Here is a 17,691-nt window from a genome sequence, read left to right on the forward strand (position 1 = left end):
TCCTACTCAGCGGCAGTCATGTCTAACGCCAGGTCACCCGTTGCGTTCAACGCCTCAATTACCTTGGCCGGGGCCCCGAGGACGGTGAGCTCACCGTAGAGATGACTGCCTTCTGGGAAGAACCGCCAATGCCAATCAGGCTTAATCTGAATTTGCACGCTCACCGCGCCGAGTTGTTCTGGACGTAACGGCTTCATCACGGCGCCGTCCATCACGCGGACTTCGGCAACGGGCCAGCCACAAACAGCCCGCATGTGCAAAGTGTATTGGGAAGTGGTGGTCGCCGTCGTGTATACATCCGCACTTTGGTGGGGACCAGGCGACAACCGCTTAACGTAGAGGTTACCCTCATTGGTCAGGAAAAACTCCACCGTGAACAACCCAATTTGGGTGATTTGCTCCCCAACTTTGCGCGTAATCCGTTCCATTTCGTCGGCCACCGTACTATCAACCTGCGCCGGCAAAATTGTGTACTGGAGTTCATGCTGCGCCACCTTGTTTTCGACGGCAGGGAGCACCTGCATACCATCCGCAGTGCGAATGGCCGTGATGGCAAACTCGCGCGGCTGATCGAGCCAAGCTTCAACGATGTACGGCCGCTTTTCCAACAGCCCCTTTGCCCGCCAGATATCGGCGTCGTTAGTTAAGGCCAGCTGCTGATCCTGCCCAATGCCCTTCTGAATGGGTTTGAGGATGCTCGGGAACCCCACCGCGTTGACGGCCTTATCAATGTCGTCCGCCGTCACCACCTGAGCGTACGGCAATACGTTCATGTTGAGGTCTTCCAGGAACACCTTTTCCAAGTACCGGTCTTGCGTCATCGCCAGGAAATCCGTCCCGCCGGGCACCTTGTCCGCCGGCACGAGGTCATCAATGGTCGTCGCGTCGGCCACAGACTCGTCAATGTAGGTAATAACGCTAGACAAGTCGCGCAACTGTTGGAGCGCGTCGACGTCGGTACTCCGACCAACAAGCGGAAATTCTGCTTCGGTCAACGCAGCGTCACCGTTGGTCCGCGCCAAAACTGCCGCGTGCATTCCCAAATTGTGGGCGGCACGCACGAGTTGCAAAGCCGCGGCACCTCCGCCGATAATACCCACGGTCGCACCTGGTTCAATAAAGTTAGTCATGAGCTTCCACTCCTATCCGTCTACAATCGGCGTACGGCGCATCGTGCTGGCCGTTATCGCCCGATATTAATACCGTTATTGTAGCAGATTAGGCCTGTTTATGGCCGAGACCAAACAACCAATTAAGTAAAACAGCAGAAACGCTGGCCATCAAGATACCTGACGAGGCAAACATCTGAACCGTCTTGGGCAACCACTGCACGATGTCAGGCTGCACGGTCACACCTAAACCTAGGCCGATGGAAATTGCCGCCACCAGCAGGTTATGGTCATTATGGAAATCGACCTCACCCAGCATCCGGATACCCTGAACGGCAACCATCCCAAACATCACGACCATGGCCCCACCCAAAACGGGCGACGGGATAATGGTCGCTAACGCACCAATTTTAGGTAAAAGCCCCAACAGGATCAGGAAGAAGGCCGAATAGATGACGGGCTTGCGGCTCTTGATTCCCGACAACTGCACCAAACCTACATTCTGACTAAACGTGGTGTACGGGAAAGTATTGAAAATACCGCCTAGCATCACCGCCAGACCCTCGGCACGGTAACCCCGCTTCAAGTCGTCACTCTTGATTTCGCGACCCACGATGTCACCGAGGGCAAAGAAGACCCCGGTACTCTCGACCATGGACACCATCGAAATCAGAATCATCGTCACGATGGACGACCATTCAAAGTGTGGTACGCCGAAGTAAAACGGCGTGGGTACGTGGAACCAGCTAGCTTCGGCCACCGGGGCCAAGCTGACCATCCCCATGGCACCGGCCAACAACGTCCCGCCGACCAAACCAATCAGGATGGCAATTGAACGAACAAAGCCTTTACCCCACGCATTAATAACCAGGATGACCAGTAGCGTGAAGACACCAACCAGTAGGTTTTGCATGTCGCCATAGTTCTTAGCGGTCGTAGTGCCCCCGCCTAGATTCTGAAAGGCCACCGGAATTAACGACAAACCAATGACGGTGATGACGGTACCCGTAACCAGTGGCGGGAAGAGGTTGCGAATTTTAGCAAAGAGACCGGCAATCAAGAACACAAAGATACCGGCGGCAATGATGGCCCCGTACATCGTTGGGAAATCGAACTTTTTCCCAATCAGAATTAGTGGCGCAACCGCCTGGACGGCACAGCCCAGAATTACGGGCAGTCCAATCCCAAAAAACTTGTTTGCAAAGATTTGTAGGGCGGTAGCGACCCCACACATGAAAATATCGATAGAAACTAAGTAGGTCATCTGTTCAGATGAGAAGTGTAACGACGCCCCAATTAGAATGGGCACCAAAATGGAGCCAGAATACATTGCCAGCAAGTGTTGGATGCCCAACACCGCTGCTTCAGGTTCAGTGAGCCGCTGGGTTGAATCTTGTGCCATGATGACCTCCTCTATTCCCCGGATTAACTATTCAGCGTCTTGTTCGTCGGCAAAGACTACTTGGCCATCTTCAAAGGCCGAGATACGCGCCAAAGACACCACACGCACCCCCTGTTCGTCCAACATCTGCCGTCCCTTCTGGAACGTCTTTTCAATGACGATACCTGCACCGACCAAAGTTGCGCCAGCAGCCGCAATGATTTCGGTTAAGCCCTTCACGGCCTGACCGTTAGCCAAGAAATCATCGATGATCAGTACACGGTCATCAGCGTTCAGGAACTTGTGTGCAATGGAGATGGTGTTGCTAGTTTGCTTGGTGAATGAGTACACGTCGGCCGTAAACATGTCGTCCTTCAACGTCAGCGACTTGTGCTTACGGGCGAACACCATCGGCACGTGGAATTCCATGGCGGTAGCCAAAGCCGGAGCAATCCCCGAACTTTCAACCGTTAAAATTTTAGTGATTTTCGCGTCCTGAAACTGACGGTAAAACTCGGCACCCATCGCTTGCATTAGATCCGGATCCACTTGGTGGTTCAAAAAATTATCCACCTTTAGGACGTCAGCCCCCAACACTACACCATCACGCCGGATACGATCTTCAAGCAATTTCACCGTTAATTTCCTCCCAATTTTCAAAAAAGTGTTTTAAGATGTTGATAACTTTAACACAAAACCTGCCATCAGACAACCGAATGAAAAGGTAATCAAAAATATCAATGTTCGTAAATTACGGAACGTTACCACCTCTTTGCACCGATTATTCAACAAAACGGCGACCGCTACTGGTCGCCGTTAACTAATTGCTGCTATTGTTGGTCTGTTGATCGTACCGGTACAAACGGTATTGCCGAATAATCCGGATTAACTTGTCCGCATACGTGGGGTCGGTTGCGTAGCCACTACTTTGCAATGCCTGTGCAGCCTCCTGATAAGTAGCCGCGTTAATCACCGACTGGTACTGTTGGGCATTCCAACTTGTTCCGTGCTGAAGCAGCTCCGCATGTTCACGCATGGATGCATAATCGCTCGCGTACACCCGGAAACGCGCCGTGACGGTGACCCACTTACCGTCCTGATATTCTTGGGTGTCCAGCTCCTTGCCTGCCTGATCCGCATCGGCCTTCACACCAAAGAGGTTGTGGTACTTACTGGCCAACGTGCTGGTACCCCAGTCGCTTTCCAGAATGGCCTGGCCAAGACTAATACTTGCCCGGACCCCCGAGTTCACCTGCAACGTCTGTGCGTATCCGGCCAGGTGGGTGATAAACTTCTGGTGCTCGGTAGCCGCTGACGAAACTTGGTTGGTAGGCTGTGCCTGCTGCTGAAATGCGCGCACCCCAATGACGGTGACCCCGACTACAATCACCGCAAGCGTCGCAATTAACCCCGTGGGCAGGCGGTGTTTGCGCACCCACCGGTCCCACTGCCGACGAAACTTAGATTTGCGTTTACGAGCCACCGGTTCACCCCCTAGCGATTGAATACCATCCATTATACCTTATTGCGGGAGGAAACATTATCTACCGCCGGGCCTAGATCTCGACGTAAATACACCATGTCTCGCAATGGCAGGCCATTCACCACAATCGGATGATCATACTGGGCAAAGATGTCCGGGACACGCCCCACCACTCGAAAACCGTTCTGCTCGTAGAAACTGATGTTAGCAAAGTCGGCATCGCCCGTCCCCACCATTATCCACGGTACCCGGCCGGAGTACTGCGCGCAAATTGCACTTACCAGCCGCGAACCCAGGCCATGGTGCTGGTACTCTGGGGCTACCGCAATGTTTTTAAGCTCGACGCCATCCTCTATGGGCACCACAATCGCCTCGGCAACGATAGTATCATCCTCTTCATCGAACATCGCCAGCATGTCACCCAGCTCGGCGTACCGTCCCAGCATTTGCTCGTCCTCATCAGCCAGAAGCAGCAAATCGTACGCCGAATCACGGCGCCCTGGTAATAGATGTTTAATGTACACGCGTAATCACCTCAAAATAATGGTACTAAAAAAGCCGTCCGGCAAGCCGGGCGACTCTTTAAGCAATTAATTAGTCCTTGTTGACGTTAACCGCCTGGGGACCACGATCGCTGTTTTCAACTTCGAAAGTTACGGCTTGGCCTTCTTCAAGGGTCTTGTAGCCGTCGCCCTGGATAGCGGAGAAGTGAACAAATACGTCACTGCCATCTTCGCGAGTAATAAAACCGTAACCCTTTTCAGCGTTGAACCACTTTACAGTACCATTTTCCATCAGAAAAATCCTCCTTGCACCTAATCAGTGCGTTTTAAAATAATGTGTGCATTTCTTGTTTGGTGCAAAAGGAGATATTCTGACGAACAATCGAACCCTTGACCATTCAAAAAGTACATTGTTATAGTACCATGCTCCCCACACACATGCAAGCTTTTGAAACCCTTTTCTTAGTTTATTTCTGGGCATTGACGACTAACGCGAATTGGCGCTTGGTGTTGAGCAGTTCCCCTAGACTCCGCGCGAACAGCAATGTTTCGTTGCGCATCACCAACCCATCATTAGATGACGCTAACGGATTTTGTAACAAATTGCGCTTTATTTTTTTCACCGCGGTCATCAAAGTCGCGGACGGCGTTTCCTCGCCCAGAAGCTTGGCCGTGGCCGCGATAATGTCGTGCAGGGCCTCCCGTTCTTCCAACTGACCGTTACCTTCATCTAGGCAAGTTTGCATGGTCCTTAACAGCTCGTACTGGTGGTTACGCATTTCAAAATACGCCCGATAATAATCGTTTTCCGCCAGTATTTGATTGTCATAATGTTGGAAAGTCCATCGGCGGCCATGATCAATCGCCTCTTTAGCCTGTGCCAACTGCACCCACACCCGGTCGGCAGCCGTACTGCCATTACCATCGGTCGCTTGTGCATCGACGCCGTCGCCGAGTTCTTCCTGCATACTTTGCAATGCGGCAATCATCACACTCGTCACGGCTGTCTGGTGAGTTTGAATCTTATCGTCCACGTTGGGCATGAACAAGTTGAGAAACACGCCCACTGCCGAGCTGACCAAAACGATGATTAATAAACCAGTCAACTGGGTCCGGTTGACCAACCCGTTTGTCAGAATGACCGTAGCAACAATTGCTCCTTCCACAATGCCCTCGGTCATCCGTAATGCCACCATGACTGGGAAAAAGAACAGTAAGCACAGTCCGTAAGCCCAGGGGTTGAACCCGACCAACAGGTAGAAGACGGACGCCATGGCTCCGGCCACAATGGCGGCAATAATCCGGTGCAAAGCCAAGCGGAAGCTAACCCGCGTTGTGCCCCGCACCGCCAGAACGGTGAGCACCCCGGCAACCCACCAGTTGGCAATTCCCAGCGCCTGAACGATGAACATAGCCACCGCGGCACCTACCGCTGTTTTAACGGTTCGTAGGCCAATACGCATAGTTGTCTCCCCCTCTAACTAATCCACGTTACGCAAAATAAAGGCGCCGCCAGCGCGACGCCAACACTACTTTGATGTTACCACATTACCGGCGTCGAAAACGAATTAGTGCCTGCCCCAGTATGGGCGTGACCACGCCGGCCATGATGACCTCAGCCACGGCATTCACACCCAACATGACGAGCATGACGAACCCAAAGTTGCTGGTGTTCGCGCCGTGCCCGATCATTGTCGCGGCTTTGCTGGCATAAAAGATCCAGGTAAAACCGACCACTAGGAGTGTGTTGGTCAAAGCGGCGCAGATACCCGCCAGCGACATCTTAATACTGCCGCCGAGTCCCGTCCGCACCTTTGGCAGTAGCTGGTTGAACAGCAGCCCTGCCACTAACCCCGCTAAAATTCGCGGCACGAACGCAATGATGGGATTGCGGAACAACAGTATCGTCAGCACGTCTGATGGGCGCACAAACGCCATAATGAAACTGGACAGACCCCAGACGGCGCCCAAGGCCGTACCGTAACCAGTACCAAGTACCACGGCGCCAGTGATCACGGTCAGGTGCAACGTGGTGATTGAAATGCCGCCCAATGAAATGTAACCGACCATGGGTAATGATGACTGCAATATAATCAGCGCCACCAGCAGTGACATAATGCTGAGGCGGTAAGCTGAGCTTCGACGTTGACGCATGGGGTGGGACCTCCTTGTTATTCAATACCATCATTTTACACTAACGCAAGGGTGGCTGGGTGCTGGTCGTGCTGGGCTGGCGGCTACGGTTGAGCGGGTGGTGACCGCGACCGGTGCTGCTGGCCTCACGCTCTCGCCCGTACCGGGCTACCGCGAATTGGGTAGCCCGAGCAAAACCACCTCGGTCTACCCAATTTGATTCCGTAATTCGCTTCGCTCATAACGGAACTACGGGCCTGCAGCCGTCGCGGTCACCACCCGCTCAACCTCCACCACCAGCCCAACACGACCAACATAGTGGATTACCGCCTAAACCACCTACCAGCTAACAATAATTCAGTAACCTTATTGCCGTAAAGGTTACCCCTGTCAAGCATTCAATCAGTAGGTTGCTTCGTCACCCATTATGGCATCATTTTATCTGTCCTAACTACACACAATTCACGTCCAATTGCCGTATGGAGCACGCCGGTTTACTCTTGCGTACCCAATTGTCGATAAAAAAAGAACACCATCCCTGGTGTCCCAACGAGTGCGGGCGAGAAGACTCGAACTTCCATGGCCCGAAAGCCACAAGATCCTTAATCTTGCGCGTCTACCAATTCCGCCACGCCCGCATTTCTGCTATGCTGTGCTCATAAGCACAAGAACTATTATGCCGTGAACCAGGAACGATGTCAACGGAAAAATGCCAATCTCACCATCGTTTTTCTCAAACAAAGTTTAAATCACACTAAGGAGTGACCCTCCATGTCCATTCGCACCGCTACCCTCACCGACGCCCCCGGAATCGCCCGCCTACACCAACAACTTATCGGCGAGCTCGCCCAACTCAACCCCACCATGTTTCAGCCGCTTGATCAACCCGACCTCCAGGCTGTAGCACAGTACATCGTCGGCGACTCCGCCACCGCCTTTGTCCACGGCCATGCGCCCGACGACGCCTTTGCCACCGTCACCACCGCTACTACCGGTAAGGGGCCCGGCATCATCCCCCACCGTTTTGCCTACCTCGTCGACATTTACGTTGCACCGTCCGTTCGCCGCCAGGGGGTCGCAACCGAACTGCTCACGGCCGTTCGCCAGTGGGCCCGTGACCAGTCGCTTGATTTCATACAACTCAACGTCGCCGCCCAAAACGACGCTGCCACCGCACTTTACCACCAGCTAGGTTACAAGCCGCAATACACCACGCTCCAACAACCACTAACCGACTAGGGCCAACCGCCCCCGGCAACGGCTGCATACGTACCTGTCTGTATTGATGTGCCGCCGCCGTGGGTACTCGGTCCCGCAACGGGTACAGCGATACAGCAAAGTGGCCGTGGGGGTCCGCGGCGTCAATGACGGTGCGTAACGCAGACCACTCACCTGCTGCAGCATGATCCGAAAGTCACGGTCACCATGCTTAAAGCCGCGGTGCTCCCGGTACAGGTGGTAGTGGGTCAACTCATGCCGAATAATACCCACCCGCGTCGTCTGGTCAACTGCCGCGAACATGCGGGTATTAAATTCCAGGTGCATATCCCGTGGGAAAAACCGCCCACCAGTGGTGCGCAAACGGCCGTTAAACACCGCCTGATCCGTAAACGGACGGCCAAAGTCGCGTGCGCTCACCTCTTCGACTAAACTTTGTAATTCGTTGGTATCCACCATCGGTACCCCCATTCATTAATAATGCCACCAATTGTACTACACACAAAGGCGGCGGGCACCCCCACCCGGGGTCATGCTCGCCGCCTTTGCTTGCGTTAGGCAAAGTATTGTAGCAAGTCCGCACGTGAGAGACCTTGCTTCTCTTCACCACTATAATCCGCCACGATATGGCCCGCATCAACCACAATCAGGCGGTTGCCGTAATTCAGGGCGTCATCCATTTGGTGGGTGACCATCAAGCAGGTTAGGTGGTTGTCCGCCACAATCTGCTCGGTCAGCTCCATCACCGCGGCACTCGTGTGTGGGTCCAGCGCCGCCGTGTGTTCGTCCAGCATTAACAATTCAGGGTTCCGCATCGTCGCCATCAGGAGCGATAACGCCTGTCGCTGGCCACCTGACAGCTCCTCGGTCGGTTTGTTCAAGGCCTCATCAAGACCGTTCGGTGCCAAGCCGGCAATGTCCTTGAAATGGCCCATCTGGGCGCGCAACGCACGGGACTGCAGCCCCAAGCGTTCACCCCGGTGCGATGCTAGCGCCAAGTTCTCGGCGACCGTCATCCGGGGGGCGGTACCCATCTTGGGGTCCTGGAACACCCGTGCAATCAGGCGGGCCCGCTTCTCGGGTGACTCGCGGTCAACCCGCTCACCGGCCAGCTCAATCGTCCCGTGGGTAATCTCGAGATCCCCCGCAATGGCATTAAACATCGTCGACTTGCCGGCACCGTTTGTGCCAATGACGGTAGCAAAGTCGCCCTGGTTCAACGTCAGGTTAATGTGTTCCAACAGATTTTTCACTTCGTGTCCGGCGACCACGTTCACCGCCACGTCTTTGAGTTCTAGTTGTGTCTTAGTCATCACTTTGCACCCCTTTGCGTAACGTGCGCTTCAACCGGAAACGGTCATTGAGCTGTGGCAGAATAATCGACAGTGCAAGCACCACTGCGGACACCAGCTTGAGGTCGTCGGCCGAGAAGCCCAGGTCCAAAACGATGACAATCACAAAGCGGTACACGATACTGCCTAGGACAACGGCTATCAGACGCTGGCTGAGGGTCAGCTCGCCAAACAGCACTTCGCCAATGATGATGGCGGCCAGGCCAATGACGATGACGCCGACACCCATGGACACGTCGGCGTAACCATCGCTTTGAGCTACCAAGCCACCAGAGAGACCAATCAGGCCATTGCCGACCACGAGGCCCAGCACCTGCATGTGGTCAGGGTTAATCCCGAGGGAACGCGCCATGTTGCGGTTATCACCAGCCGCGATGAAGCCCTGGCCCAACCGTGTGTTGAGAAAGACCATGAGTAGCGCCACCACGATGGTCACGACGACAAAACCAAAGACGACGCTGCCAATGTACGGCGGCATACTGCTCATCCACTTGCCGTTGAACAGGTTCTTCATCCCCAACAACGAGAGGTTGGACTGCCCCATAATCCGCAAGTTAACTGAGTACAACGCGGTCATCACCAGAATACCCGCCAACAGCAACGGCATGTGCCCCTTGGTGGCGAGCAATCCCGTCACGAGCCCTGCCAGCATACCGGCCACGGCGGCCAGAATGGTGGCAATGATGGGGTTAATTCCGTGTGCAATCGCAGCCACGGCTACGGCGGCACCAAACGGGAACGTACCTTCGACGGTCATGTCGGGGAAATCGAGGATCCGGAAGGTGAGAAACAAACCGATGCCCATGATACCAAAGAGTAGCCCCTGACTAATTGCTGAAATCCATACACCCATTTATTTCACGACCTTTCCTGAAGTCTTGGCTTCATCTAATAATTTAGCGGGAATCTTAATTCCCAGTTCGTCAGCAACTTTCTGGTTGATAATCAAGTCGCCTTTGGTCATAAACTCAACCGGCATGGTCGCGGTCTTGTCACCCTTCAGAATACGGGCGACCATTTTACCGGTCTTCACGCCCAAATCATACTGGTTCAGGCCCACCGTGGCGAGCCCACCATCCTCAACCATCGTATCCACGGTTGGGAAGATGGGTTTCTTAGCGCCGTTAGCCACGTTGGCGAGCGTCGGCATGGCACTGGCAATAGTGTTATCAGTGGGTACAAAGATGGCATCGACCTGCGTCACCATCTGCTGAGCGACCTGCTGGAGGTCGTTCGTTGAGTTGATGGAGAACGTTTTGATGGTAAAGCCGTACTTGTGGGCCTTTTGCTGGACCAACTTGACCTGGGCTTGTGACGAGTCATCCGAGCTGGTGTAGATGACCCCCAAGGTCTTAGCGGACGGCACAATCTTGCGAATCAACTGCAACTGGGCGTCAATTGGTGCCTGGTCAGACACCCCAGTGACGTTACCGCCAGGTTTCTTCACGCTGCTAACCAACTTGGCAGAAACCGGGTCGGTGATGGCCCCCATCACCACCGGAATCTTGCTGGTGGCGTTAGCCAATGCCTGAGCGGACGGCGTGGCAATTCCGACGGTGGCGTCCTCCTTTTCGTTAACGAAGCGCGTCGCCATGGACTTCAAGTTACTTTGGTCGTTCTGCGCATTCTGAAAATCAATCTTGAGGTTCTTGCCCACGGTGTAGCCCTCATCTTTGAGGCCGGCCACAATTCCTTTGTGGATGGCGTTCAGGGCCGGGTGCGACATCAGCTGCAGAATGCCGACCTTCTTCACAACTTGATGCTGGCGGGGCTTGTTCGCACTCGCAGTATGTTTGGGCATAACGTCAGCGATGTAACAGCCACCGACGAAGAGCACCAAGGCGGTGATAAATGCAATCATTCGTTTCATAAAATCGTTCTCCCTCTCCCATTATGACTACGTTTGACCCAGGCAAAGAAAAAGACCCCCACAAAGTTAATTGCGGAAGTCTGATAATGCCCCCGCATAGGATATCCTTTGTGGATGCCTATGCGGTCAAAGTGAAGAAAACCAACATAGACACAACCTGCGTCTTGGCAGCTTGCGTCTACGCAACCCACCCCATGTTAGTTTTGCCACCAACCATTGAGCTTAGTACTTGGGTTAAACATGTCGGTTCCTCCTCTGAACGTTTCATTAGTATGTGATGAGTGTACTCGTTTGGGCGGGGGGATGTCAATGGGTTTTAGACCAGTAAAGAAATCTTCTGAATGTACTTCGTGATTTTATCGGTCTCCGCATCCTGCGCCTGTTCGGCGGCATCAAACTTGGCTACGTCAATCTTACCGCCATCCTGCAAACTATCGGTCATTTCCTGACAACCCTGCACAAAGCGGTCGAAGGCCCCCACCAACAGCTTGTGGTTACCCAAAAGTCTTGCCGGCGCAGAGGCAGCATTCAGCTTTTCCGCTAATGTCCGATACTCCGCGGTACCGTTGGCAAAGCTGCTTTGAATGTCCGCAAAATCGTCTGCGGCTACATCCGCCAGCTTGTCGTCATCGATAGCGGTACGCAGCGTCTGAAACTGCGGACTCATCCGGTCCTGTAACTTTTCGACATCCGACATCACGTCGTTAATCAAACGACCGTAGTTGTACATCCGTTGTTGGTTCTTATTCATCAAAAAGTCCTCCAAGTTGAATTAACGATTAATTCTGTTTTTTAATAGAGCAAGTTATAGCCTACTCTATCCGCAAAAAGCGGCGCTCACATGAGCGCCGCTTTTAGTCTCACAGACTATATTTTAACCTTTAACACGCGCCGTTGGAAGAACTTCACGATTTCCACCACCAGAATCATCAAGATTCCGGCACCGGCAACCATCCCCCACTGCAGTGCGTTCAATGTGGTTACGTGGAACAAGCCGTTGAACCCTGGCACTACCACCGTTACGGCTAGTGCGAGCGCCGCCACACCAATTGCCCAGTTGAAGGCCTTGTTATTCCAAACGTGCATGGAGAACAATGAGCCGTGGAGTGACTTCACGTTGAACGCATGGAACAGCTGAATCAGCCCCAAAGTTACGTAAGCCATGGTTAACGCGTCCGCATGCATCGCCGCCGAACTGGTATGCACTGGGAACGTGATCGCTAGCCAGTACACACCCAGCGTCAGTGCTCCTTCAAGCAGACCTTGCCAAATAATCGCCGTACCAACACCGCCGGAAAGGAAACTGGAATTTCGCCCGCGTGGTTTCTGCTGCATAATCCCACGTTCAGTGTGCTCCACCCCCAAAGCGATTGCTGGTAACGTATCCGTCACTAGGTTAATCCACAAAATGTGTACGGGTGCGAGGATGTCCCAGCCAATCATGGTCATCATGAACAGCGTCAACACCTCACCCAAGTTCGCCGATAGCAGGTACTGAATCGACTTTGTGATGTTAGCAAAGACTTTTCGTCCGGCGCGGACTGCATCCACGATGGTGCTAAAGTTGTCATCCGCTAAAATCATGTCTGAAGCGCCCTTGGCCACTTCGGTCCCAGTCACACCCATGGCAATACCGATATCCGCCGCCTTCAAAGCCGGCGCATCGTTCACGCCGTCACCGGTCATCGCCACCACTTTGCCCTGGCCCTGCCATGCATTCACAATCCGAACCTTGTGTTCTGGTGCCACACGGGCATATACGGAGTAGTCCTGCACGGAGTTCGCAAAGTCTTCATCGCTAATTTGGTCTAGCTCGCGCCCGGTAATAACGGCGTGGTCCTCACCCGGGGTGATGATACCCAACCGTTCCGAAATGGCCTGGGCTGTATCGCGGTGGTCACCCGTAATCATCAACGGCCGGATGCCAGCACGCTTGGCCTCCTCCACGGACTGCCGTACCTCTGGCCGCTCTGGGTCAATCATGGCAACCAGACCGGCAAAGGTTAATTCCTGCTCAACGCTCATTGGATTCACATCGACTGGCACTTGGTCCACAATCTGGTACGCCATCCCCAAAACACGCAGGGCTTGCGTCGCCAGCTGATGGTTTGTGCCCAGAATGTTATCACGGTCGCTTTCCGTCAGGTCGCGCACCGTGCCGTGCTGGTCAATCTTACTCGACACCCGCAGCAATTCGTCCGGTGCACCCTTCGTGGCAACCAAGAACTGACCGTTACCCAAGTCGTGAATGGTCGACATCAGCTTCCGTTCCGAGTCGAACGGTACTTCGGCCACCCGTGGCGTTTGCTGGAGCTCGGCAAGGTAGTCAAAATCGTGCAGCTTAGCAAAAGCCACCAGCGCAGTTTCGGTGGGGTCACCCAAGAGTGTACCGTCATCCTGCTCGTTGGTATCGTTGGCAAAACTCATAATTTGGAGTAACCGGCTATCATCAGCCACGCCCTCAGTTGCGGGGTGCAACTCGCCGTCGTAGTAGGTCTGCTCAACGGTCATTTTGTTCTGCGTGAGCGTCCCCGTTTTATCGGAGGCGATGATTTCCGTACTACCCAAAGTTTCCACGGCAGGTAACCGGCGCACTAAGGCGTTCTGCTTGGCCATCTTTTGCGTACCCAACGCCAAAATGATGGTCACAATCGCCGGCAGGCCCTCCGGAATAGCCGCCACGGCCAAAGAAATCGCCGTCAGGAACATGTTGGCCGGATCCTCTGATCCCTTCGCCAGACCAACCACGAAGACAATCGCCGCAATTACCAGAATCAATACGGTTAGTGCACGCCCCAACTTTGCTAGGTTAGCCTGTAGCGGCGTCTGCATTTCCTTTTGGTTGTCCAACATAGAGGCGATGTGTCCCACCTCAGTCTGCATCCCCGTGCCAGTCACAACGCCGAGGCCACGGCCGTACGTAACGTTAGTACTCATAAACGCCATGTTGGTCCGGTCACCGATGCCGGCTTCTTCATCAATTGTGTCAATCTGCTTGTTGACCGGCACACTCTCACCCGTCAAAGCCGATTCTTCAATCTGCAAATTGGCAGACTCAATGAGCCGCAAGTCGGCGGGCACCACATCCCCCGCCTCCAGCAAAATGATATCACCTGGCACCACTTCTGAACTGGGTACCACTACCACTTTGCCATCACGCCGTACGTTGGCATTAGGGCTGGTCATCGCCTGAAGTGATTCAATCGCTTGTTCCGCCTTGCTTTCTTGGAACACCCCAAACACGGCGTTCAAGAGCACAACGGCCAAAATAATGGCCGCATCGGCCCACTCGTGCACAACTACCCCCGCAACCAAAGCGGCCACAAGTAGCACAATGATCATGAAGTCCTTGAATTGGTCGAGGAACCGCCCCAGCAGTGTCTTCTTTTTCTTTGCGGCCAAAGCGTTGGGGCCATACTGATTAAGACGGTCTTGTGCCTCCTGGCTAGAAAGACCATCCGCTGTGGTCTTTTGGTCCTGCATCACTGATTGAGTATCACGTTGGTAACTAGGCTTGTTGGCCAATTTTGTTGCCCCCTTGTATTTAGTCTGGGAATAAAAAAGACTTATGCACTCAAAGCCGCGTTCGGCTCAAGTCCATAAGTCTCACCTGTTTAAGGTAGTACCAGGATTTATCCTTGGTGGCACTACCGCCGGCACGAATGCCGGCTGGTTACTCCCTTATCTTTAAGGTTAGTATACATGAATACATAGATGCGGCGCAAGGGAATATTCGCGTAAATATATCGTCCGCAGAACCATCGCAAAACTTCAATTACTGCTTTGTCACGCCGTTTTTATCCATCCACCAGCTCGAACCGTCAGCAAACTTAACTAATACCCACGTTGCCGTTGGCGTTGTAGCTTCTGCTGTTACCACTGCAGACTGACCATTATATTGCTTAGCAGTTTTATTGGCCACATTCTTGGTTGCAAGACTGGTATAGTACGGGCCCGTCTGATAAAGCCCATCGTTGCGATTGTCTTGATTTACTTTGACTTGATAGTTGACGGAGGTCTGATTTGTAATTGGATAAAATGCGGAAATACCGCGCTTATCCATCCACCAGGTTTCTCCATTAGCAAAGCGAATCTGTACCCAGGTACCCTTAGCGGTTGTCTCTTCCTTTAAAACTGTGGCTGATTGACCATTAAACTGCTTGGCGTTCTTGGCCGCAACCGCTCTAGTCGTCGCACCAGTCATGTACGGCCCATCCTGATATAGTCCATCAGTACGATTGGATTGATTAACCTGCGCATTGTAAGTCACATTTGTCGATGAAAGTACCTTGTCATAGGCAAATGCAGCTACGCCCTGCTTATCCATCCACCACGTTGAACCATCACCGAACTGGACGTGGACCCAGGTAGCGCGCTTAGTGGTGGCTTCGCCCAGTACCGTAGCGTCTTGACCGTTATACTTTTTAGCGGTTTTGGCGGCGACGTTCTTGGTGTCACTGCTAGTGTAATACGGACCTGTTTGGTACAGACCGTCATTGCGGCCATTTTGATTAACGGTGGCCTTATACGTGGTGTTCGTTTGATTAGTAATGGTGTCAAACGCAGAAATACCGCGCTTATCCATCCACCACGTTTCGCCATTGGCAAAGCGGACCTGTACCCATGTCCCCTTAACGGTAGTTTCTTCCTTCAAAACATTAGCAGTTTGTCCATTAAATGGCTTAGCGGTTTTTGCTGCAACCGCAAGTGTGGTGGCACCAGTCATGAACGGCCCATCTTGGTATAAACCGTCAGACCGACCAGACTGATTAATTTGCGCACTGTATGTGACATTGTTGGTTGATAACACTTTGTCATAATCAAACGGTGCCACGCCCGCCTTGTCCATCCACCACGTTGAACCATCACTGAACTTAATGTGAACCCACGTTGCACGCTTAGTTGTCTCTTCACCTAGCACGGTAGCCCGCTGACCATTATATTTCTTAGCCGATTTCCAAGCGACGGTATAGGTTGAATTGCTCGTCATGTATGGGCCAGTTTCATATAGTCCGTCATTCCGATTATCCTGCTTAACGGTCACAACGGATGAATTAGAATTTTTAGACAGAATTGGATCAAAGAAGGTAATTCCGCGTTCATCAACCCACCAAGTGGAACCATCACCAAGCTTCAACTGTACCCACGTCCCTAAAGCCGTGCTTTCTTGTTGAAGCGCAGTAGCAGTCTGCCCGTTGAATTTCTTCAGAGACTTCGCAGCGGGACGCACAGTATCTGCACTCGTGTGGTATGGCCCGCTCGCATACATGCCATCATTCCGACTGTCCTGGGTAATGCGAACCGTAGTGTTGTTGAGTGACTTCTGATTGGTAACCGTATCGTAACTCTTGATACCTTGCTTATCCATCCACCAAGTGTCGCCGTTACTCAACCGAATTTGTACCCAAGTTCCAGTTCTCGTAACTTCTTCGGCCAGTACAGTGATTGGTTCGTTGCTAAAACCAGATGCATGTTTGGACGCGTACACGAACGTGGAGGCACCTGTCATGTAGGGCCCATCCTTGTACAGACCATAGCTGCTAGATGACTGGTCCAAGTATGCCCCATAGTTGACCTTTTTAGACGAAATAATTGGATCGTAATTAACCTTAACGCCCTGCTTATCCATCCACCAAGTTTGGCCGTCAGCTGTCTTGATTTGCACCCACGTTCCTAGCTTCGTCACTGCCTCGCGCAGTACTTGGACTGTTTGGCCGCTTAATGATTTGGCAGTGACCGCCGCCACCGCCTTAGTCTCATCACTTGTGTTGTATGGACCAGTTGCATACAAGCCATCATTCCGGTTATCCTGCGTAATCGTCGCGTTATACGTCTTGGCAACGTTAGAGGTAATCGTGTCATAAAAACCGCCGTACTGATAATATGCTTTGGCCAAATCGAGGAACTGAGTGGTGTTATAGCCCCAGCTATTCAGGTAAGCAATCGGATCGGTGTGGTCCGTCCCGCCTAGGTAGTGCGTCACATCATAGTGTGTCCACAAGGTGCCGCTACCATTATTTTGTGAGGCCAAGGTCAAATTCCAACCGTATTCGTGCGCCAAGTACGCAACGTACCACGCAGCATTACTAATTGACCGTGCAAATTCATCGCGATTGCGCGCAGTTACCAGCTCAAACTGAACAAACTTTTTGTTTCCGTTTGGTCCGGATCCCCAGCAGCCAAAATTGGTGTCATGGATGTTCAGGATTGTGCCCGCGTCAACAAAAGTATGCACAAAGGCGTTCTCCCACCCACCATTAATCTCGTAGTTAGCTTCGTTCCGAGCGCTGTAGTTAGTAGCGTTATCGGTGTAGTGGAACACAACACCTTCTGGCTTCTGGCCTGACGTGCTGTAATTAAACATGTCAAACGTATGTAGTTCCTTAGTTATACCAACCGGCTGAATTTTGTGGTCGGCAATATAGCTATTGATTGACGAACTGGTATGTAACTCACTGGGAGTAATCACCGCCGCATCGACATTATGTATGCCGTCTCCAGCATACCCCGCAAGAACAGCAGCGGACATCAAGGTCACAATGCTAACAGTGGCCGACTTTGCTAATTTATTCATATTTCATCACCCATTACCCAATAATCATTCCAAAACTACCCAACAACCTTTCATAACGTTATTATACA

16 protein-coding genes and 1 tRNA gene are annotated in these 17,691 nt (G+C 52.7%); 1 reads left to right on the forward strand and 16 read right to left on the reverse strand.

Translation table 11 applies throughout. The features are described from left to right. Window positions 1–2 precede the first annotated feature (2 nt). The 9 genes from LPA02S_RS00095 to LPA02S_RS00140 form a co-directional block, all read right to left on the reverse strand. Complete coding sequence (locus LPA02S_RS00095; protein WP_056956554.1) at window positions 3–1,130, reverse strand: ATP-grasp domain-containing protein; 1,128 nt, start codon at window positions 1,128–1,130, stop codon at window positions 3–5. An 88-nt stretch (window positions 1,131–1,218) separates the two neighbouring features. Beyond that, window positions 1,219–2,511, reverse strand: a complete 1,293-nt coding sequence (locus LPA02S_RS00100) for a nucleobase:cation symporter-2 family protein (protein ID WP_056956553.1) — start codon at window positions 2,509–2,511, stop codon at window positions 1,219–1,221. A 27-nt stretch (window positions 2,512–2,538) separates the two neighbouring features. Next, complete coding sequence (locus LPA02S_RS00105; protein ID WP_056956552.1) at window positions 2,539–3,126, reverse strand: xanthine phosphoribosyltransferase; 588 nt, start codon at window positions 3,124–3,126, stop codon at window positions 2,539–2,541. 184 nt (window positions 3,127–3,310) lie between these two features. Beyond that, complete coding sequence (locus LPA02S_RS00110) at window positions 3,311–3,973, reverse strand: glycoside hydrolase family 73 protein (RefSeq protein WP_225350166.1); 663 nt, start codon at window positions 3,971–3,973, stop codon at window positions 3,311–3,313. A gap of 32 nt (window positions 3,974–4,005) precedes the next feature. Further along, window positions 4,006–4,497, reverse strand: coding sequence for a GNAT family N-acetyltransferase (locus tag LPA02S_RS00115; protein ID WP_056956551.1), 492 nt, complete (start codon window positions 4,495–4,497; stop codon window positions 4,006–4,008). 70 nt (window positions 4,498–4,567) lie between these two features. Further along, complete coding sequence (locus LPA02S_RS00120; protein ID WP_054648734.1) at window positions 4,568–4,768, reverse strand: cold-shock protein; 201 nt, start codon at window positions 4,766–4,768, stop codon at window positions 4,568–4,570. A gap of 175 nt (window positions 4,769–4,943) precedes the next feature. After that, entirely contained in the window at window positions 4,944–5,939 is a 996-nt protein-coding gene (locus LPA02S_RS00125) for an aromatic acid exporter family protein (RefSeq protein ID WP_056956550.1), read from the reverse strand. An 85-nt stretch (window positions 5,940–6,024) separates the two neighbouring features. Next, window positions 6,025–6,630 carry an ECF transporter S component gene (locus tag LPA02S_RS00130; protein WP_054648727.1) on the reverse strand — a complete coding sequence of 202 codons (606 nt, stop codon included), beginning with the start codon at window positions 6,628–6,630 and terminating at the stop codon, window positions 6,025–6,027. 533 nt (window positions 6,631–7,163) lie between these two features. After that, window positions 7,164–7,247, reverse strand: a tRNA-Leu gene (locus LPA02S_RS00140). Window positions 7,248–7,380: 133 nt separating this feature from the next. Between LPA02S_RS00140 and LPA02S_RS00145 the strand changes: the two genes are divergently transcribed. Beyond that, the gene (locus LPA02S_RS00145; protein ID WP_054648723.1) at window positions 7,381–7,848 is read left to right on the forward strand and encodes a GNAT family N-acetyltransferase; all 468 of its coding nucleotides are present in this window, start codon (window positions 7,381–7,383) and stop codon (window positions 7,846–7,848) included. Here the strand turns inward: LPA02S_RS00145 and LPA02S_RS00150 are convergent. The 7 genes from LPA02S_RS00150 to LPA02S_RS00180 all read right to left on the reverse strand — a co-directional run bounded on the left by LPA02S_RS00150 (window position 7,837) and on the right by LPA02S_RS00180 (window position 17,623). Then, a complete protein-coding gene (locus LPA02S_RS00150; protein WP_054648721.1) occupies window positions 7,837–8,286 on the reverse strand; it encodes a SprT family protein in 450 nt (149 codons plus the stop codon). The two genes, LPA02S_RS00145 and LPA02S_RS00150, sit on opposite strands and share 12 nt — an antisense overlap. Window positions 8,287–8,381: 95 nt before the next feature. Continuing rightward, entirely contained in the window at window positions 8,382–9,140 is a 759-nt protein-coding gene (locus LPA02S_RS00155) for an ABC transporter ATP-binding protein (protein WP_054648719.1), read from the reverse strand. Beyond that, window positions 9,133–10,032: an ABC transporter permease gene (locus LPA02S_RS00160; RefSeq protein WP_054648717.1), complete on the reverse strand. Its 900-nt coding sequence runs from the start codon at window positions 10,030–10,032 to the stop codon at window positions 9,133–9,135. The genes LPA02S_RS00155 and LPA02S_RS00160 overlap by 8 nt, the downstream gene beginning before the upstream one ends. Next, entirely contained in the window at window positions 10,033–11,049 is a 1,017-nt protein-coding gene (gene trpX / locus LPA02S_RS00165; RefSeq protein WP_056956549.1) for a tryptophan ABC transporter substrate-binding protein, read from the reverse strand. Between the two features lie 316 nt (window positions 11,050–11,365). Further along, window positions 11,366–11,800, reverse strand: coding sequence for a hypothetical protein (locus LPA02S_RS00170; RefSeq protein ID WP_054648715.1), 435 nt, complete (start codon window positions 11,798–11,800; stop codon window positions 11,366–11,368). 116 nt (window positions 11,801–11,916) lie between these two features. Beyond that, entirely contained in the window at window positions 11,917–14,574 is a 2,658-nt protein-coding gene (locus LPA02S_RS00175; RefSeq protein ID WP_056956548.1) for a cation-translocating P-type ATPase, read from the reverse strand. A gap of 250 nt (window positions 14,575–14,824) precedes the next feature. Beyond that, a complete protein-coding gene (locus LPA02S_RS00180) occupies window positions 14,825–17,623 on the reverse strand; it encodes a GW dipeptide domain-containing protein (protein ID WP_056956547.1) in 2,799 nt (932 codons plus the stop codon). Between the last annotated feature and the right edge of the window lie 68 nt (window positions 17,624–17,691).

The sequence above is a fragment of the Lacticaseibacillus pantheris DSM 15945 = JCM 12539 = NBRC 106106 genome, assembly GCF_001591865.1.
GTDB lineage: Bacteria > Bacillota > Bacilli > Lactobacillales > Lactobacillaceae > Lacticaseibacillus > Lacticaseibacillus pantheris.